The 18,606-nt window shown below is 64.7% G+C and carries 12 protein-coding genes; 5 read left to right on the top strand and 7 right to left on the bottom strand.

Annotated features, from left to right (window positions below; translation table 11 throughout):
• Nucleotides 1–471: 471 nt before the first annotated feature.
• The 3 genes from rpmG to rnr form a co-directional block, all read right to left on the bottom strand.
• Nucleotides 472–639, bottom strand: a complete 168-nt coding sequence (gene rpmG / locus IY145_RS21075) for a 50S ribosomal protein L33 (RefSeq protein ID WP_003612885.1) — start codon at nt 637–639, stop codon at nt 472–474.
• 213 nt (nt 640–852) lie between these two features.
• Nucleotides 853–2,703, bottom strand: coding sequence for a carbon-nitrogen hydrolase family protein (locus tag IY145_RS21070; protein WP_196409990.1), 1,851 nt, complete (start codon nt 2,701–2,703; stop codon nt 853–855).
• Nucleotides 2,704–2,828: 125 nt separating this feature from the next.
• The gene (rnr, locus tag IY145_RS21065; RefSeq protein ID WP_196409989.1) at nt 2,829–5,135 is read right to left on the bottom strand and encodes a ribonuclease R; all 2,307 of its coding nucleotides are present in this window, start codon (nt 5,133–5,135) and stop codon (nt 2,829–2,831) included.
• Between the two features lie 222 nt (nt 5,136–5,357).
• Here rnr and IY145_RS21060 point away from each other — a divergent pair, with 222 nt between their 5' ends.
• Nucleotides 5,358–7,139: a TadE/TadG family type IV pilus assembly protein gene (locus IY145_RS21060; protein WP_196409988.1), complete on the top strand. Its 1,782-nt coding sequence runs from the start codon at nt 5,358–5,360 to the stop codon at nt 7,137–7,139.
• A 7-nt stretch (nt 7,140–7,146) separates the two neighbouring features.
• Here IY145_RS21060 and IY145_RS21055 read toward each other — a convergent pair whose 3' ends face one another.
• The 3 genes from IY145_RS21055 to topA all read right to left on the bottom strand — a co-directional run bounded on the left by IY145_RS21055 (nt 7,147) and on the right by topA (nt 12,125).
• Nucleotides 7,147–7,803, bottom strand: coding sequence for an RloB family protein (locus IY145_RS21055; RefSeq protein WP_196409987.1), 657 nt, complete (start codon nt 7,801–7,803; stop codon nt 7,147–7,149).
• Between the two features lie 3 nt (nt 7,804–7,806).
• Nucleotides 7,807–9,087: an ATP/GTP-binding protein gene (locus tag IY145_RS21050; protein ID WP_196409986.1), complete on the bottom strand. Its 1,281-nt coding sequence runs from the start codon at nt 9,085–9,087 to the stop codon at nt 7,807–7,809.
• A gap of 122 nt (nt 9,088–9,209) precedes the next feature.
• Nucleotides 9,210–12,125, bottom strand: coding sequence for a type I DNA topoisomerase (gene topA, locus IY145_RS21045; RefSeq protein WP_196409985.1), 2,916 nt, complete (start codon nt 12,123–12,125; stop codon nt 9,210–9,212).
• Nucleotides 12,126–12,430: 305 nt separating this feature from the next.
• Here topA and IY145_RS21040 point away from each other — a divergent pair, with 305 nt between their 5' ends.
• Together IY145_RS21040 and IY145_RS21035 are read left to right on the top strand one after the other, a co-directional pair.
• The gene (locus IY145_RS21040) at nt 12,431–13,513 is read left to right on the top strand and encodes a hypothetical protein (protein ID WP_196409984.1); all 1,083 of its coding nucleotides are present in this window, start codon (nt 12,431–12,433) and stop codon (nt 13,511–13,513) included.
• Nucleotides 13,514–13,685: 172 nt separating this feature from the next.
• Entirely contained in the window at nt 13,686–14,405 is a 720-nt protein-coding gene (locus tag IY145_RS21035; protein WP_196409983.1) for a DUF1013 domain-containing protein, read from the top strand.
• A 220-nt stretch (nt 14,406–14,625) separates the two neighbouring features.
• On the opposite strand, the gene IY145_RS21030 is transcribed toward IY145_RS21035, so the two are convergent.
• Nucleotides 14,626–14,796 (bottom strand): hypothetical protein, encoded by a 171-nt coding sequence (locus tag IY145_RS21030; RefSeq protein ID WP_196409982.1) that lies wholly within the window; start codon nt 14,794–14,796, stop codon nt 14,626–14,628.
• A 295-nt stretch (nt 14,797–15,091) separates the two neighbouring features.
• Between IY145_RS21030 and IY145_RS21025 the strand changes: the two genes are divergently transcribed.
• Both IY145_RS21025 and guaB read left to right on the top strand, forming a co-directional pair.
• A complete protein-coding gene (locus IY145_RS21025; protein WP_196409981.1) occupies nt 15,092–16,918 on the top strand; it encodes an ABC transporter transmembrane domain-containing protein in 1,827 nt (608 codons plus the stop codon).
• A 197-nt stretch (nt 16,919–17,115) separates the two neighbouring features.
• Nucleotides 17,116–18,606 carry an IMP dehydrogenase gene (gene guaB, locus IY145_RS21020; protein WP_196409980.1) on the top strand — a complete coding sequence of 497 codons (1,491 nt, stop codon included), beginning with the start codon at nt 17,116–17,118 and terminating at the stop codon, nt 18,604–18,606.

Below are 18,606 nucleotides of genomic sequence, written 5' to 3'. Positions count from 1 at the left end.
CCGGGGGTCGCTTCACAACACGCTGTTTTTGCCTTTATATCTCGAAATTTGTAGAAAATCTTGCCAGAAGGTTGCATTTTTATGCAGCTGAGCTAACCTCAGCCATGCCAAAACGTGATGCGCGTCAGGCAGCGTCGGGGGGCAAGAAGAAAAAGAACCCCTAGACATGCTTTGTGTTCGATGCGTATCGGCAAACAACTTCGAATACCCTACGGAGTGCTCAGGTCCGCCGCATCTCCTGGGTCCGTGGGGTTGGCCGGCTGGCGTTGGTTGGAGTGGCCTCCTTAAAGCCAGCGCCAGTCGGCCGCCTTCGTTTCGGGGGAAACGAAGGCAGGCGAGACGAGGGAGAAGAAATAATCTTCTCCTCTCGGCTTGAAACGAAACGAGCCCGGAACGGATTTTTCCGTTCCGGGCTCGTTTCGTTTCAAGGGTCGTTTTTGAGAGGGAAGAGGCGGGGAGGCCCGCCTCGCCTCACTTGATCTTGGTTTCCTTGAACTCGACATGCTTGCGCACGACGGGATCGTATTTCTTGAACACGAGCTTCTCGGTCTTGGTGCGGGCGTTCTTCTTCGTCACGTAGAAGGTGCCCGTGTCGGCCGTCGACAGAAGCTTGATCTTGATCATGGCGGATTTGGCCATTGCCGTCAGTCCTGAAATCGTGAGGGGACACTCTCGCTCCGGTCCCGATCCTTCACGAACCCGGCTGCGAATTGGCCGGCACCATAAGGGTGCTCGTGTCTTTGTCAAGGCAGGCCGAGGCGACTGGCGGGCAAAGGCGCGTAATCGCTCCGAATTCGCCCTTCTGGACGCGTTTCGGGCCAAATTCGCGGATGTTTCGCCCGCCCGCGCGGGTCAGCGCCGCGACGGACAGGCGCCGCCCTCGCGCCAGCGTTTCAGGCAGGCGTCGTCATTGGGTAGAGTGAGCGGTGCGAACCATCGCGCTTGCTGGCCGTCGATCAGCTGGCTCTGATCGATCCAGGTTCCCGCCGCGGGAATCACGGTCTGATAGCGGACTGCGTCGTCGCCCTGCGCGGCGGTGAGAGTCGGGGTGGAGACGACCGGCTCGGGCCCGTAGATTCCCGCCGCCGTGGCGTCGCCGGCGCGGCGCCCGCCGCTCACCAGCCAGAGCTGATTCTGCTTGGCCGCCGCATAAGGGAAGAAATCCGCGCGGCCGGTCGGCGGATCGGGAACGCCGAACAGCGCCGAATCGATCTCGACCTTCAGCGGCGAGGGCGCGCCGGCCGGGGCGGCGAGAATGTCGGTCCTCTGCACGCCATAGAGTCCGCCGAGCTCCGGCGTCGCCAGCTCCCCCGCCGTGGCGAGGCCGACGCGGCCGAGCGGCGTCTCGATGACGGCGATCTCGTCGCCCGGCGTCGCCCAGCTGCGCGCTGCGTCCGGATGCGTCGCGCGATAGCGGCCGAGAATGGCGCCGTCCGGCCCGGCGAGAGTGACCGTATGAAAGACGCGCTCGCCGGCCCGCTCGGGGTAGCTCCCCGCCACATAGGCCTTGTGCCCGCGGGCGAGAGCGGCGAGGGCGCGCTCGAAGGAGCCGCCTTGCTCCTCGGCGCGGGATTTTATCTCCGCGGGCGAAAGGCCGGAGGGAAGGCCGGACAGCTCGGGAAGAACGGTCAGTGAGCCTTTCGGCGGTTTCGTCCTGTCCATCAGCGACGGCCCCTCCGGCCACTGTGCGGCGACCAGCGTCGCCTTGCGCCGTGTCTTGGCGGCGTTGGGGTCGACCGGACTGCGATGCAATGCGAGCCAGGGCGTGTAGAGCTCCGGCCGGCGCAGGGCCAGTCGCTCGGCGCGGGTCTTGTCGGCGTCGGTCGGCGTGATCGTCGTGCTGTAGACGCCGTTCAGCCCGGGCGGCAGCTCTTCCGGCGGCGCGACGGGCGCCTGAACGAGCCTATGCCCCTCGGGCGACCATATGCTCGAGCCGCCATTATAATAGAGCTTGCCGCCGGTGATGGGGTTGGTCTCGACGCCGCTGCGGGTCGCGCCGATCACGAACACTCCGTTCTGCGCGCTCATGTATTGAACGTTGGAGACGGTAGAGTGATCGCCTTTGGATTGCGCGGCGGGCGTCCCCGGCATCACGCGGTCGGAGACCGAGTGCCAGGCGATGATCTCCGCCCCTCGCAACGCCGCCAGACGCGCATATTGCCAATAAGTGTCGTCATAGCAGATCAGCAGCGCGATGCGGCCGATCGGCGTGTCGAAGACCTCGACGCCGGTGTCGCCTGGCGCAAAGACCTTCTGATCCTGCGGATTGAGCCCGATCTTGCGATATTTTCCGATGACGCCCTTCGGCCCGAGCAGCACGGCCGTATTGTAGGGGAGGCCGGTCTCCCTATCCCGTTCCGCAATTCCAACGCTCATATACATGCCGGTCCGGGCGAGGATAGGCAGCAGAGCTTTCGTCGTGTCGCCGGGAATCGTGTCGAGATAGGGCGCGATCTGCGACGGATCGCTGAACAAATAGCCGCTGACGGCGGTCTCCGGGAAAACGGCGAAGGTCACGCCCTGCCGCGCGACCTGTTCCACCGCGTCGGCGAGACGGCGGATGTTGCCGTCGAGATCGCCCCAGGCGGGGATGAAATCCACCGCGGCGACCTCGATGGACCGCGCGGACGGCGCCTGAGCCGTGGCGACGCCGGCAGTCCAGAACAGAGCGAGAAGGATAGCGGCTGCCGTTTTCCACTTCATGCGCGTCCTCGCGAGAGGCGACCGGCCGTTGCGGCCGGTCCTTCGCATGAAATATCGGGCGCTACGGCCCCGCGACCGCTGGTGAGGCCGCTCGGGGCGAAAGTTTCGTCAAACCGCCGGCCGTCTCATTTGCGCCGCTTCTGCTTCGCGCGCTCGACGCGGCCGCGTCCAGAGAGCCGGCCGCTCTTCATCGGCGTTGATTTCCGCGCGCCGCCCGCCACCTCGAAGCGTAGCGCGCCGGCGATCGGCGTCGCCTCGACGAGCCGCGCCTCTATCATGTCGCCGAGCCGGAAGCTCTCGCCCGAGCCGCTGGTCAGCGCATGGCCGGCCTCGTCGTAGCGGAAATATTCGCGCCCGAGGGTCGCCGCCGGAATGAAGCCGTCTGCGCCGGTGTCGAGCAGCCGCACGAACAGCCCGGCGCGCGTCACGCCCGAGATGCGCGCCGGAAAACGTGCGCCGATCTGCGCGGCGAGATGGGCCGCGATGAGCCGATCGACGGTCTCGCGCTCGGCCGCCATGGCGCGCCGCTCGGCGCCGGAGATGCGCGCCGCCACCTCGGCGAGCTCGCCGGCCGAAATATCCGGCATGGCGCCGGGCCCGAAATTCAGCGCGCGGATCAGTGCGCGATGCACGACGAGATCTGCGTAGCGGCGGATGGGCGAGGTGAAATGCGCGTAGCGACGCAGATTGAGGCCGAAATGGCCGTAGTTCTCATGCGTATATTCGGCCTGCGCCTGCGTGCGCAGGATGATCTCATTGACGATATTCTCGTGCTCCAAGCCGCGCACGCGCGCCAGAATGACGTTGAAATGCGAGGGCCGCAGCACCTGGCCCTTGGCGAGCTTCACGCCGATCGTCGATAGAAATTCCGAGAGCGCGGCGACCTTCTCGCGCGAGGGCTCGTCATGCGCGCGATAGATGAGCTTCTGCCGGTTCTCCTCGAGCACTTCCGCCGCCGCCACATTGGCGAGGATCATGAATTCCTCGATCAAGCGATGCGTGGAAAGACGCGGTGGCACGACGACGCGGTCGACCGTTCCGTCGGCTTTCAGCAGAATTTTGCGTTCCGGCAGCTCCAGCTCCAGCGGCGCGCGCAATTCGCGCGCCTGATCGGCCGATTTATAGGCCCGAAAGAGCGGCTCCAGCACGCGCTCCATCAGCGGCGCGCAAATCTCGTCCGGGCGTCCGTCGAGCGCCTCCTGCGCCTGCGCGTAATTGAGCTTGGCCTTTGACCGCATCATCACGCGATGGAAGGAATGGTCGAGCTTGTGACCTTTCTCGGTGATGCGCATGCGGACGGCGAGCGCCGGCCGATCCTCGTGCGGTTTCAGCGAGCAGAGATCGTTGGAGATGCGTTCCGGCAGCATGGGCACGACGCGATCGGGGAAATAGACCGAATTGCCGCGCTCGAGCGCATCCTTGTCGAGCGCCGAATGCGGGCGGACGTAATAGGCGACATCGGCGATGGCGACAGTGACGATATGGCCGCCTTCATTGTCCGGCGCCGTATCCGGCTCGGCGAAGACGGCGTCGTCATGGTCCTTGGCGTCGGGCGGATCGATGGTGACCAGCGGCAGCTCGCGCCAATCCTCGCGATGCGCTTCTATGCGGGCGGCTTTCGCCGCCTCGGCCTCGGCGATCGCCTCGGCGCGGAACTCGTCCGGAATGCCGTGGACGCGCAGCGCGATCATGCTGATCGCCTTTTCCGTGGCGAGCGCGCCCAGCGTCTCGCGTACGCGGGCGCGCGGCGCGCCGAGCCGCGTCTTGCCGACGAGGTCGACGGAGACGAGATCGCCGTCCTTCGCCTCGCCGCAATCTTCCGCCGCTATGGCGAGCTCGCGGCCGGCTTGCTTCTTTTCGACCGGCTCGATATGCGCGACGCCATTGGCGGCGACGCGCAGCACGCCGATGACGCGCGCGCGCGCCTTGGACAGGAGTTTTACCACGCGGCCGGCGTAGGGCGGATCATTCGGGCCGGCGTCGCGATCCGGCTCGGCGCGCACGAGCGCGCGGTCGCCGACGCCGGGCAGAGGCTCGCCGGGCTTGGGCCGGCGTGGCGCGGAGATGCGGATGCGGGGAGGGGGGCCGAGCTCATCGGCATCCCATTCGGCCGGCGCGGCGATCAGCTCGCCGTCATGGTCGCGTCCCACAATGTCGGCCAGCACGACGGCGGGCAGCGCGCCAGGCCGCGTCAGACGCTTGCCGCGCCGCTCCAGCGCGCCTTCCGATTCGAGCTCGGCCAGGAGCCGTTTCAGTCCGATGCGGTCGGCGCCTTTGACGCCGAAAGCGCGGGCGATCTCGCGCTTTCCGATTTTTCCCGCATGACCGGCGCGACTCATCGCCTCGCGTTCGCGGGCGATGAAGGCGAGAATGTCCTCTCGGGAGGGGAGGGCGGGAGGAGGTGAGCCTAACTCGCGAGGTTGTTTGGTCAAAGTCGGTCTCGTCGGCCGCGGAATCGTCCCGCCGGCAGGCGCCGGGACATAAGATATATACACCGCGCGCCGGCCAGCGCGCGCCGACGATCTACGCTCCGTTTACGCTTTCTCGAGGTTATCGAACGTCAATGGTAATTGCCCGGATCGATTTAGAGCCGGATGACGAATTTGCAGTAAGCGTAAGCTATCCTATTTGCACAAACCTCGAGAGTTCCAAATATGCGGCCTGTATCGGGATCGGCTCGCTCTTTCGCGCAAGATCGAAGCGGAAATATCGCGATCATACTCGGTCTGAGCTTCGCGCCGGTCGTCATGATGATCGGCGCGGGCGTCGATTACGGCCGCATAGCGGCGGCGCGCGGCTCGCTGCAGCAGGCGGCGGACGCGGCCGTGCTCGCAGTGGCCAAGGGCATTGTCGCCTCCACCACCGATCAGCAGGCGCGCAGCCAGGCGCAGGTCTATCTCACCACCAATTACCGCAACGGCGCGGCGACGGTGGCGTCGGCGACGATCGCCAAGGATCGGCTGTCGCTCTGCATCACGGCGCAGGCGCAGGTCGCGACCACCATCATGCAGATCGCGCGGACGAGCACGATGTCGACGCAAGTGACCGCCTGCGCGGCGCTGCAGGGCGGCATCAGCCCGACCGACACCTACGAGATCGCTCTGGTGCTGGACAATTCCGGCTCGATGCGCCGAAGCACCAGCGGCACGACGAAGATGGAGGCGCTGCGGACCGCGGCGACGAGCTTCGTCAACACAATGTTCACGAAGGCGCCGAGCCGGGTGAAGTTCGCCATCACGCCATTTGCCGCAGGCGTCGTCGCCGTCGATCCGACGGTGACGTCGAATCGCGCGCTGTCCTGGATCGATCTCGCGGGCGCCAATTCCCAGCATTGGGTGGCGTTCAGCAACGGCGAAGTCGACGGCAAGGGAAATGTCGACCCGGTCAAGGCCAGGACCGACGCCACCGCCGCCGGCTTCACCAACCGCTTCGACATTTTCACCAAGCTCAAGGCGATCAAATCGTCCTGGGACTGGGGCGGATGTTTCGAGCAGCCGGTCTATCCGTTGAATGTCGCCGACACCACGCCGACGACCTTGGACCCGGAGACCCTCTTCGTTCCCTATCTCGCGCCGGACGAGCCGGACACGGGATATGACAATGATTATATCGACGACGACGGCTCGACGACGACCACGACGAGGACGTCTAGCGGAAAGAAGGGCAAAGGCAAGAAGACGACCGTCACCAGCTCGACCTGCTCGGATGTGGCGAGCGGTGATTGGAGCCAGCTCACCCATGTGTGCAAATATAAGGTGACCGCCGCGGCGGGCGGCGGCGACGGGCCGAACAGCTTCTGCCCCGATTCCTCGACGCAGACGATCATGCAGCTGAATGCGACTCAGACGACGGTGACGACGACGATCGGTCAGCTCGTCGCCAATGGCAACACCAACCTCCATGAAGGTTTCATGTGGGGTTGGCGCACCATCTCGCCCAATCCGCCTTTTTCGGCCGGACGCGCCTATGCCACGGCCAATAACCACAAAGTGATCGTGTTCATGACCGACGGCTTCAACAATTGGTCGAGCGCGCCGGACACGGTCACCGGCTCGAGCTATGAGGCGGCGGGCTACTACAGCTACAATGGGACGAAGAACAAGCGCTTCCCCGACGGCACAGCGGGCAATAAGATCGATTATCAGACCGCGCTGAACGCCGCCTCCGGCAGCTGGTCGGATTATCACGACAAATCGCGCGAGATGCAGGATGAGCTGACGCTCGAATCCTGCGCCAACGCCAAGGCCGCGGGAGTCGAGATTTTCACCATCGGCTTCTCGATCCCGAGCGATCCGATCGACGATCAGGGACTGACGCTGCTGAAGAACTGCGCCACCAACAAGGATCATTATTTTGCGGCGACCGACGCGGCCAGCCTCAACCTCGCCTTTTCGACGATCGGTACCGGGCTCGGCTCGTTGCGGCTGACGCAGTGAGGGGACGTCAGCGCTTGGGCCTGTGAAGCTCGGCGGCTTCGCGGATTGCCGCAGTCAACTCGCCGGCGGTGGTGGACGGGCGCCCGAAAGGCGTCCGTTGGTCTTGGCGTCGCGTCAATAGTTTCCTAGCGCGGGTTTCGGCCCGCTCTACGCGCGCGATCATCTCGTCGAAATCACAGAGCTTCGCTCCGTCTGGATCATATTCAGGACGCAGCGACCGCAGATGCGTGCAGACGGCCTTGTGTCCGTCGGGCCTGTCGAAGTCTGTCTCGTGGAGAATTAGCCAGATTTCGAAGCAAGGGTTGGAACGACAGACGCGGACGCCTTCGGAGATGCAGAGCGCGACGGCCTCGTTGAAATTCGGATGCTCGTCGACATCGAAAGCGGCCCATATTTGATCGTGCTCCTCGAAGGAGCTTTTCGGCTTTTTCCGCGAGCTTTTCGCGAGACCTTCGGCCCTCGCTCTCGCGACCGCGCTTTCGGCGACGCTCATAGGCACGCCGGCCGGGATTGGCTCGACCTTGATGAGCGTGTCTCGGTAGAGGCGCGCGAATGCTCGGAAATAGGCGGGTTCGGTATTCTCGCCCTCGCAATAGATGATGATGCGACGCTTCGGCTCCCGCTTGGCCTTCGCGCGTGCGAGATCCCAGCGGTCGCGCGCCATGCGTCAGTTCGTCTTCAGCAGATCGGCGGCGGCGCCCGCGAAGGGAATGGCGCCAAAACGGCCTTGCAGATAGCCCTTCTCGAGATTGTCGCCCTTACGCGTCTCTATGTCGCTCAAGGGATAGAGATGCGTCGCGCCGGTCTCGTCCTTCTCTGTGAACCAGATTTGATCCCGCCTTAGGCCTGCAGCATTTAATAGGTTCGTGTCATGTGTCGCAACTATAAGTTGGGCGCCATTCGGATTCGACTCTTTTGACGAGAAGAGAGAGAGAACGAGTTCGGATGCGCGCGTGTGGACGCAGCTACCAAATTCGTCGATGACAATGACATGTCCAGCGTCGAGCGCAGAAAAAACTGCTTCCAGAATAGCCAGCATCTGGATCGTGCCAGCGCTTTCGTCAGACATCCTCAAGAATACCGTTTGGTCATCTACCGTCTGGTGCCCTAACCGTAGTTCTCGCATGTGTTCCGACATTCCAAATGTCACTTCCGGAGGAGGTGGATATCCAATGAGCTTTTCGAACGCCGAAACAACAGCGCTTTGGAATTCGATACCTTTTTGACCGATGGCGACTTCTTCGATTTGAGCAGATGAAATACCAGAGCCAATCAATTTCAGAAAGTTAATTGATTTTGCATTCAGCCCTTGTTCGGCGAGTCGTACCGAGACGATCTCGTCCGACTTGATATTTGCGTCTACATGAATGGAAGAGACGAAGCCGGCGACCTCGCTCAACTCCTCATGATTGTTCTGCGCTGCCGCTGACAAAAAAAGACTATTCGGCCGCGTCAAATCCTCGATGACTTTGTTCCTTCCCTTCAAGCTGCGTCCGAATTTGAATTCCTGCCGTTCGCGCTCGAACAGCAGGGTGACCGGTCCGCCTCGCCAGACATGCAGCGACTCCTGCGTGAATTCATTCCCCAGCGCCTCGAAGCGATAGGCGTAGCGCGCGCCGTTCCAGACGAAATCGATGGCGAAGACGCTGGGTTTCGTCGCATAGGTCGGGTCGAGCAGAAAGGGTTTCAGCGGGATGGGCGCGCCCGGTTCGCCCTGGCGGTGCGAGTTGCGCACCAGCAACTGCATATGCGCCAGCGCCCGCACGAGATTGCTCTTGCCGGAAGCGTTGGCGCCATAGATCACGGCCGAGGGCAGGATTTTTTCCGAGCGCAGCGCTGGCGTCTCGATGAGACCTCCGGGCTCGTCCTTGAGCGCGGAGGCGATCATCGACAATTGCTGCTCGTCGCGGATCGAGCCGAAATTGGCGACGGAAAAGCGCAGCAGCATCGGATCGTCCTTTAGCCGTTGCGCAGTCTATGAGCGATTTTCGTCGACATTCCGTGAATATGACGTGTGAAATGCGTCAAGGCAACGAGAGGCGGCGCGAAATTGCGGTTTCGCGCCTCCGATCACTTCCCCGAGACCGCCTTTTTTGCGGGTTTCTTAGCCGGCGCCTTTGCCGCGGCGGCCTTTTTCGTGGGAGCCTTCGCCGTGGGCTTGGAATCGGCGAAGGGAACCTCGTCGCTCTCTTCTATGTCTTTCTTGGCGGTCGCTTTTTTCGCTGGCGCCTTGGCCTTGGAGGCGGGAGCGGCCTTCTTGGCCGGCGCCTTCTTCGCCTTCACCGGGCCGCCCTTCTCCTCGATCAGACGGATCGCTTCGTCCAGCGTCACATCCTCGACGCCCATGCCCTTGGGCAGAGTGGCGTTGACCTTGCCGTGATTCACATAAGGACCGTAGCGGCCCTCGCGCACGGTGATGGCGCCGCCCTGCGGATGGTCGCCGAGCGATTTGCCGCTGGTGGAGCCGGCGCCGCTCGCCTTGGCGGCCAGGAGCTCGACGGCCTGCTCGATCGTCAGGCTCGCCGGATCGGTTCCCTTGGGAAGAGTGGCGTTGACCTTGCCCCAATTCACATAGGGGCCGAAGCGCCCGCTCTTCACGCTGATCGCGCCGCCTTGCGGATGGTCGCCGAGCGTGCGGCCCGGGTCCGAGGAGCGGCCGAAGCGCGAGCCGCCGCCGCCGCTCTCCTTGGTGACGATCAGATCAATGGCGCGATTGCCGCCGATCGAGAGAATATCGTCGTCGCGGCCGATATTGGCGTAGGTCTTCCCATGCTGCACATAGGGGCCGAAGCGCCCGATGCCGGCGACGATCGGCTCGCCGCTCTCTGGATGCTTCGCCACCTCGCGCGGCAGCGACAAGAGGCGAATCGCCTGCTCGAGCGTGAGCTCGTCGGCCTTGATGCTCTTGGGGATGGAGGAGCGCTTGGGCTTCTCGCCTTCCTCCGCCTCGCCCTCCTGCACATAATCGCCGAAGCGACCGCCGCGCAGAGTGATCTCGGCGCCGCTTTCCGGGTCCTGGCCCAGAACCCTCACGCCCGGACGCGCGCCCTCGGCCGCATCGCCGGTCGGCGGCGACAGCGTGCGGGTGAAGCGGCATTCGGGATAGTTGGAGCAGCCGATGAAGGCGCCGAATTTGCCGAGCTTCAGCGACAATTGTCCGGCGCTGCAGGCCGGACAGGCGCGGGCGTTCGAGCCGTCGGGCTTGGCCGGGAAGATATGCGGGCCGAGCAAATCATTGAGGCTGTCGAGCACCTGGGTGGTGCGCAGCTCCTTGGTGCCGTCGACAGCGCCTGAGAAATCGGTCCAGAAGTCGCGCAGGACCTCTTTCCAGTCGATCTCATTATTGGAGACCTTGTCGAGCTTCTCCTCGAGATCGGCGGTGAAGTCGAACTCGACATAGCGGGAGAAGAAGCTCTCCAGAAAGGCCGTGACGATGCGGCCCTTGTCCTCGGGGACGAGGCGCTTCTTGTCGAGCCGCACATAATCGCGCTCGCGCAGCACGGCGAGCGTCGAGGCGTAGGTGGAGGGGCGGCCGATGCCGAGCTCCTCCATGCGCTTGACCAGCGTCGCCTCGGTGAAGCGCGGCGGCGGCTCGGTGAAATGCTGGCTCGCGTCGATCTTCTCGCGCGTCGCCGGCTCGCCGGGCTGCATCGGCGGCAGGCGGCCGCCATCCTCGTCCGCCTCGTCGTCGCGGCCTTCCTGATAGAGCTCGAGAAAGCCGGAGAAGCGCACCACCTGGCCGGAGGCGCGCAGCTCCAGCGCGCGCTTGCCGACGGCGGCGTCTATGTCGACTGTGGTTCGCTCGAGTTCGGCGGACTCCATCTGGCTCGCTATGGTGCGGGTCCAGATCAGCTCATAGAGCTTGGCCTGCTCCGGCTCGAGATGCTTGGCCACATGCTTGGGCAGGCGCGAGAGATCGGTCGGGCGGATCGCCTCATGCGCCTCTTGGGCGTTCTTGGCCTTCACCGTATATTTGCGCGGAACCTTGGGCACGAAGCGCTCGCCATATTCCTTGGCGATGACTTTCCGCGCCGAGGCGATGGCCTCCGGCGCCATGTCGACGCCGTCGGTTCGCATATAAGTGATGAGACCGGCCGTCTCGCCGCCTATGTCGACGCCCTCATAGAGCCGCTGGGCGATGCGCATCGTCTGCGCCGGGGCGAGGCCGAGCTTGCGCGAGGCCTCCTGCTGCAGCGTCGAGGTGGTGAAGGGCGCGTAAGGGTGCCGCTTGACCGGCTTGGCCTCCACCGAGCGAATGGTGAAGGCGGCGCTCTCCAGCGCTTTTTTGAAATCCTCGGCCTCGGCGCCGGAGCCGATGTCGAGACGGGTGATCTTCTTGCCGTCCGCGCCCGAGAGCCGGGCGGTGAAGGGCTCGCCGGCCTTGGTTTTCAGATGCGCGACCAGCGACCAATATTCGCGGGTGACGAATTTCTCGATCTCCAGCTCGCGGTCGCAGACGAGCCGCAGCGCCACCGATTGCACGCGGCCGGCCGAGCGCGCTCCGGGCAGCTTGCGCCACAGCACCGGCGAAAGGGTGAAGCCGACGAGATAGTCGAGCGCCCTTCGGGCGAGATAGGCGTCGACCAGCGCCTGATCGATCTCGCGCGGATGCGCCATCGCCTCTTTGATGGCGTCCTTGGTGACGGCGTTGAAGACGACCCGCTCGATGCGTTTGTCGCCGAGCGCTTTCTTCTTCTTCAATATGTCGAGCAGATGCCAGGAGATGGCCTCGCCCTCGCGATCCGGGTCGGTCGCCAGAATGACCTTGTCGGCGCCTTTGACGGCCTCGGCGATCGCCGAGATGCGCTTGGCCGATTTGGCGTCGCTCTCCCATTTCATCGCGAAATCTTCGGCCGGATCGACCGAGCCGTCCTTGGGCGGCAGGTCGCGCACATGGCCGTAGCAGGCGATCACATTGAAATCGCGGCCGAGATATTTGTTGATCGTCTGGGCCTTGGCGGCCGATTCGACGATGACGACGTTCATCGAGCAGTCCTTCAGAAATCCGGTCGCGGGCGGCCCGCCTGGGGCGTTGCCGGGGGCCCGGCCCGCGGTTGGGGCGCGAACATGGGCAAAAGGGGGGCGTCCTGTCAAATAGGGGGTGAGACGGCCCTCCCGCGGCTGCGGGCGGATCGGACGTCGATCGCCGGTTGCGGCGGCACACATTTTCGTCCCCATCCGCGCTCTATGCAGGGACGAATTCGGGGCGGGACGGCTATAGTCCGCGCGAGAAAGCGCAGCCGAGGCCGCGCCCGCTCCCGAATGCTTTTCTAAGACGGGAAGAATTCGCCATGACCCGATCGAAATTCACCACCGACGATCTTTGCGCGGCGCGCGAGGCCGGGATCATAGACGCCGCCGCCCATGAGCGCCTGTCGCGATTCCTCGACGAGCGGGGAGCGGCCGAGCAGGGATCGACGTCGGAGGGCGCGCCGCGCTTCGATATCGTCAATGTGCTCTGGTATATGGGCGCGCTGATCGTGATGGGCGCGATGAGCCTGTTCAGCACGACCGCCTTCGGCCTCTGGGGCCCGCGCGCGCTCATGCTCACCTCGCTCGCCTATGGCGTGGGCTTTGCCGGGGTGGGCGCCTGGCTCTGGCGGCGTCGCGGCCTGCGCACGCCCGCCGGGCTGCTGGTGACCTGCGCGGTCTCCATGGCGCCTCTCTTCGTCTTCGCGCTCCAGCTTCTCGGCGGCCATGATCCGACCGAAGCTACGCCCTATCATGATTTTTATGTGTGGGTGCGGTCGAGCTGGCTGCCCATAGAACTCGGGACCATCGCCGCGGCGCTCCTCGCCCTCGTCTTTTTTCCCTTTCCTTTCCTCACGATGATTATCGCCTTCGCTTTGTGGTTCATGTCCATGGATCTGACGCCCTGGCTCTTGGACCAGGAGCATTTCACCTATCAGCAGCGCGCCAATGTGAGCCTCGCCTTCGGCGCGCTCGTCATCGCCGCCGCCTGGCTCGTCGATCTGAAGCGCTGGCGGGGAGGGGACTTCGCCTTCTGGCTGCATCTTTCCGGGCTCCTGGCTTTTTGGGGCGGGCTGACGGCGCAGCACAGCGGCGACGAGATCGGCAAGGCGCTCTATTGCGCGATCAATCTTTGCCTTCTGCTGCTGTCGCTGGTGTTCATGCGCCGCGCCTACGCCATGTTCGGCGCTATCGGGGTCTCGCTCTATCTCGGCCATCTGGCGTCGGAGGTGTTCAAGGATTCGATTCTCTTTCCCTTCGCTTTGTCGGGCATCGGCGTCGCGGTGATCGCCGCCGGCCTGTTGTTTCATCGCCACGGACCGCGGCTCGGCGCGGCGGTCGGCGCGGCTTTGCCCGATTATGTCAGAGGGCTGCGGCCCGCCCATGCGCGGGAAGGGGCTTGAGCGCTCAGAGCGGGCCGATCGGCGATTGCGCTTCGCTGGCGGCCGGTCTATATGGAGAACATTCCCCGCATGGTTATCCGTAAATATCGCGGCTTCGGCCCCGCGGCGCGGGCGCGGCTTATCTCGCGCGCGGACCTCTGGCGCGCACGGCCCTCTGAAGGAGAATCGATCGATGAGCAACGCTCCGCTCATGCCCAAGGCGACCGCCGTCTGGCTCGTCGAGAACACGTCGCTCGCCTTCGACCAGATCGCCGATTTCTGCAAGCTGCACCCTCTCGAGGTGAAGGGCATCGCCGACGGCGAGGTGGCCGCCGGCATTCGCGGGCTCGATCCGATCACCTCCGGCCAGCTCACCCGCGAGGAGATCGCCCGCGGCGAGCGAGACCCGGCCTATCGGCTGTCGCTCTTGGTCTCCAAAGTCAAAGTCCCGGAGATCAAGCGTGCGCGCGGGCCCCGCTATACGCCTTTGTCGCGGCGTCAGGACCGTCCCAACGCCATTCTGTGGCTGGTGCGCAACCATCCCGAGCTCAAGGATGCGCAGGTCATGCGCCTCGTCGGCACGACGAAGAGCACGCTGAAGGCGGTGCGCGAGCGCACCCATTGGAATTCCGCCGCGCTCGCGCCCATGGACCCGGTGACGCTCGGGCTGTGCTCGCAGATCGATCTCGATTTCGAGGTCAATCGCGCGGCCAAGGATCGTCCCGCCTCTCTCGACGAGGAGCAGGGCCAGACGCTGCAGCCGGCCGAGATCACGACCGCTCCCCATCACGAGCCGACGACGACGGAAGATGTTTTCGGCAAACGTCCGCCCGCGCCGCCGGTCGAGGAGGAGGATCATTTCGACGCCGACCGCGTGTTCGGCCGGCTCAAGAATGTCGACTTCGACGACTGAGGAGGGGGCGCGACAATCTGGCGCATTTACCGCAGGCGGCGCCCTGTGATTACCTGCGCGCAGATCGAGCTTCTGGCGTCTGACGTAGACGGGGCCGACAAAAAAGTAACGCCGGCGACGGGCGGTCGCCAGCGTTACAATTCGGACGAGTCGTCAGAGAATCTGCGGACCGGACCCCCGGGTGTCGCGTCCAAAGGGAGAGAATCGAACGGCTTGTGACTTATTTGAAGTAGAAGCCGAGAATGCCGCCGGCAAGGGCGCCGACAACGGCCGCGGAAAGCGTATTCGCGACGCCGCCGAGACCTGCCGCGCCGAGGCCGCCGAGAAGCAGGGCGCCGACGCCAGCGAAGATATAGACATTGGTGGTGATTTCGAATTCGCGTTCAGCCATTGGTGTCACTCCTTTGGTTTCCAGAACGTCCCGCCTTATCGTTCGCGTGGTGACGGGTGCGCTCCTGCCCCTCTCTGCGGGGCTGTCTTTTCGACGATGACGAGCCTAACATAACCTTGTCGACTGTCCAGATCGCTTCGAGATCGGATTTTCGAGAATTTACGGCGCTTTTTCCTATGTCGAACCGATTCAACTGCTTGGCGTGGAGCCCCTTGAGGCCTGCGACGTCGCGAAATCGGTGGCTCGGCGCGATCCGGCTTGGAATGACCCCGCTAGCGCGCCTATATCGGCTCGTATGACAGCCGAAACCGTCTCTCCCGAACCTCGCTCCTCTCCCGAAGCTCGCTCCTGGCGTCGCGCCTTCGACGCGCTGGAGCCGCTTCTTCCCTACGCTTGGCGTTACAAGGTCCGAATTACGCTCGCGCTCGTCGCTCTGGGCGTGGCGGCGATCTCGACGCTCACCTTGCCGCTCGCCGTGCGCGGCATGATCGATCACGGATTTTCCGCCGACGACCCTTTGGCCGTGAACGTCTATTTCGGCGCGATGGTCGGCGTCGTCGCGATTCTCGCGCTCGCCTCGGGGACGCGATATTATCTCGTGATGACATTGGGCGAGCGAATCGTCGCCGATCTGCGCGGCGATTTTTTCCGTCATCTCACTTTGCTCGACGCGTCCTTCTACGACAGCGCGAAAACGGGCGAGCTGACCTCGCGACTGACCGCCGATACGACGCAACTGAAATCCGTGTTCGGCTCCTCTGTGTCGATCGCTCTACGCAATCTCTTCATGTTCGCCGGCGCGATCGTGATGATGATTCTGACCAGCCCCAAGCTCACCGGCGTGGCGCTGACGGCGATTCCCTTCATCGTTCTGCCGCTCATCGCCTCGGCGCGCGTGATGCGGCGGCGGTCGCGCCATGCGCAGGATCAGCTGGCCTCGGCGAGTGCCTACGCCACGGAAAATCTCGCGGCGGTGCGCACCATGCAGGCCTGCAATGCGCAGCATGTCGCGGCCGAGCGATTCGGCGCGGCCGCGGAAGACGCCTATGCGGCTGCGCGCGACGCGACGCAGACGCGCGCCTTGGTCACCTCGGTCACGATCTTTCTCGCCTTCGGCAGCGTCGTCGCCATGTTGTGGTTCGGCGCGCAGGACGTGCTGGCGGGGCGCATCACCACGGGCGTTCTCTCGCAATTCGTGCTCTACGCCGTGCTGGCGGCGAGCTCGCTCGGAGAATTGTCGCAGGTCTGGAGCGAGGTCTCCGCGGCCGCTGGGGCCGCTGGCCGAATCGGCGAGATTCTGGCCGTCAGTCCAGCCGTCGCGCCGCCGGCCGTTCCGCTGCATCTGCCGAAGCCGGTGAGCGGCCGCGTCGTCTTCGACGAGGTCAGCTTCTCTTATCCCGGGAGCTCGGGGTCCGCCGCCGTCGAGGGACTGAGCTTTTCCGTCGCGCCGGGCGAGCGCGTCGCCATTGTCGGCCCGTCCGGCGCCGGCAAGTCGACGGTGTTCCAGTTGCTCGAGCGATTCTATGACGTGTCGGCGGGCGCGATCACCATCGACGGCGTCGATTTGCGCGCGCTCGACCCGGTCGAGCTGCGCGGAGCGATCGCGCTGGCGCCGCAGGATCCGGTCGTTTTCGGCATGACGGTCGCGGAGAATATCGCCTATGGCCGCGAGGGCGTCTCGAGAGGCGCGATCGTCGAGGCGGCCGAGCGCGCGCAAGCGGCGCAATTCATCGCCGCTCTGCCGCGAGGCTATGACACGGAGATCGGCGAGCGGGGAGTCACGCTCTCGGGCGGCCAGCGCCAGCGCCTCGCGATCGCGCGCGCCATTCTCGCCGATGCGCCGATCCTGCTACTCGACGAGGCGACATCGGCGCTGGACGCCGAAAACGAGGCCTTGGTGAAGGAGGCGCTGCATGATGTGATGCGCGGCCGCACCACGCTGGTCATCGCCCATCGCCTCGCCACCGTGCTCGAAGCCTCCCGCATTCTGGTGATGAGCGGCGGGCGCATCGTCGAGGAGGGCTCCCATGCGAGCCTCGTCGCCGAAGGCGGCCTCTATGCCCGGCTCGCGCGTCTCCAATTCGACACGAGCGCGGAGGCGGCCGCGCTGGAGGAGGCCTGATCGCGACCGCTTGCGCGGGAGAGGGAGGCCGCGTCGCGGCTTCGATCGAGTTTTCCACCGATTGAACGCCGAGATTTTGCCTTCCGTCACATTGGTGCTATGAGCACCCGCCAACCCGGAAGACGGCCAGCGTCGCCGTCTTTTCGTCGTCCGGCCTCGAGCGTGGCCGGTTTTTGCGCCCCGAGGGAGTTGGCTCCATGACATCTTACGCACGACCGCCGTTGCACGAGGCTCTGACCTTCGACGATGTGTTGCTGCGCCCTAGCCACTCGCTGGTCATGCCGTCGCAGGTCGACATCTCGACGCGGCTGACGCGGGACATCACGCTCAATCTGCCGATCATCTCCTCCGCCATGGACACGGTGACCGAGGCGCGGCTCGCCATCGCCATGGCGCAGGCCGGCGGTCTCGGCGTCATCCACCAAAATCTCACTCCCGCCGCCCAGGCCGCCGAAGTGCGCAAGGTCAAGCGCTTTGAGAGCGGCATGGTCGTCGACCCGATCACCATCTATCCGGACGAGACGCTCGCCGATGCGCTGGCGCTGATGGCGCGCTATGGCATTTCCGGCATTCCGGTGGTCGAGAGGGGCCATGGCGAGAAGCCCGGCAAGCTCGTCGGCATATTGACCAATCGCGACGTGCGCTTCGCCGATAATATGCGCGAGCCGGTCGCCGAGCTGATGACCAAGCAGCTCATCACCGTGCGCGAGGGCGTCGATCAGGAGGAGGCGCGCCGCCTGCTGCATCAGCACCGTATCGAGAAATTGCTCGTCGTCGACGAGGATTATCGGTGCGTCGGCCTCGTCACGGTGAAGGACATAGAGAAGGCGACTCTCCATCCGCACGCCGCCAAGGATGCGGAAGGGCGCCTGCGCGTCGCCGCCGCCGCGACGGTCGGCGATCGCGGCTATGAGCGCGCGCTGCAATTGATCGACGCCGGCGTCGATCTCATCGTGATCGACACGGCGCATGGCCATTCGCAGGCGGTGCTCGATCAAGTCGGCCGCATCAAGAAAATCTCCAATAAAGTGTCGATCGTCGCCGGCAATATAGCGACGCGCGAGGCGACCAAGGCGCTGATCGACGCCGGCGCCGATGCGGTGAAGGTCGGCATCGGGCCCGGCTCCATCTGCACGACGCGCATCGTCGCGGGCGTCGGCGTGCCACAGCTCACCGCGATCATGGACGCCGCCGAGGAGGCGCATAAGGCCGGCGTGCCGGTCATCGCCGATGGCGGCGTCAAATATTCAGGCGATCTCGCCAAGGCCATCGCCGCTGGCGCTTCGGTCGTGATGATCGGGTCGCTGCTCGCCGGCGCCGAGGAGGCCCCCGGCGAGGTGTTCCTCTATCAGGGCCGCTCCTTCAAATCCTATCGCGGCATGGGCTCTGTCGGCGCGATGGAGGCCGGCTCGGCCGCCCGCTATTTCCAGCAGGACGTGAAGGAGAGCCTCAAGCTCGTGCCGGAAGGCATAGAGGGCCGCGTGCCGTTCCGCGGGCCTGTGGCGCCGATCCTCTATCAGCTCGCGGGAGGTCTGCGCGCGGCCATGGGCTATGTCGGCGCGCCGACCATCCCCGAGTTCCAGGCCAAGGCGGAATTCGTACGCATCACCAACGCCGGACTGCGCGAGAGCCACGTCCATGACGTGTCGATCACCCGCGAGAGCCCGAATTATCCGACCGGGGCCTGA

Origin of the sequence: Methylosinus sp. H3A (assembly GCF_015709455.1) — a bacterium.
Classification (GTDB): domain Bacteria; phylum Pseudomonadota; class Alphaproteobacteria; order Rhizobiales; family Beijerinckiaceae; genus Methylosinus.
This window is presented reverse-complemented; position numbering and strand designations above follow the sequence as displayed.

Excerpts from the sequence above, each read along its gene's own strand:
- IY145_RS21040 (WP_196409984.1), top strand. The coding sequence starts at position 12,431 with ATGACCCGATCGAAATTCACCACCGACGATCTTTGCGCGGCGCGCGAG.
- IY145_RS21035 (WP_196409983.1), top strand. The coding sequence starts at position 13,686 with ATGAGCAACGCTCCGCTCATGCCCAAGGCGACCGCCGTCTGGCTCGTC.
- IY145_RS21030 (WP_196409982.1), bottom strand. The coding sequence starts at position 14,796 with ATGGCTGAACGCGAATTCGAAATCACCACCAATGTCTATATCTTCGCT.
- IY145_RS21050 (WP_196409986.1), bottom strand. The coding sequence starts at position 9,087 with ATGCTGCTGCGCTTTTCCGTCGCCAATTTCGGCTCGATCCGCGACGAG.
- IY145_RS21025 (WP_196409981.1), top strand. The coding sequence starts at position 15,092 with ATGACAGCCGAAACCGTCTCTCCCGAACCTCGCTCCTCTCCCGAAGCT.
- guaB (WP_196409980.1), top strand. The coding sequence starts at position 17,116 with ATGACATCTTACGCACGACCGCCGTTGCACGAGGCTCTGACCTTCGAC.
- IY145_RS21060 (WP_196409988.1), top strand. The coding sequence starts at position 5,358 with ATGCGGCCTGTATCGGGATCGGCTCGCTCTTTCGCGCAAGATCGAAGC.
- IY145_RS21070 (WP_196409990.1), bottom strand. The coding sequence starts at position 2,703 with ATGAAGTGGAAAACGGCAGCCGCTATCCTTCTCGCTCTGTTCTGGACT.
- IY145_RS21055 (WP_196409987.1), bottom strand. The coding sequence starts at position 7,803 with ATGGCGCGCGACCGCTGGGATCTCGCACGCGCGAAGGCCAAGCGGGAG.
- topA (WP_196409985.1), bottom strand. The coding sequence starts at position 12,125 with ATGAACGTCGTCATCGTCGAATCGGCCGCCAAGGCCCAGACGATCAAC.
- rpmG (WP_003612885.1), bottom strand. The coding sequence starts at position 639 with ATGGCCAAATCCGCCATGATCAAGATCAAGCTTCTGTCGACGGCCGAC.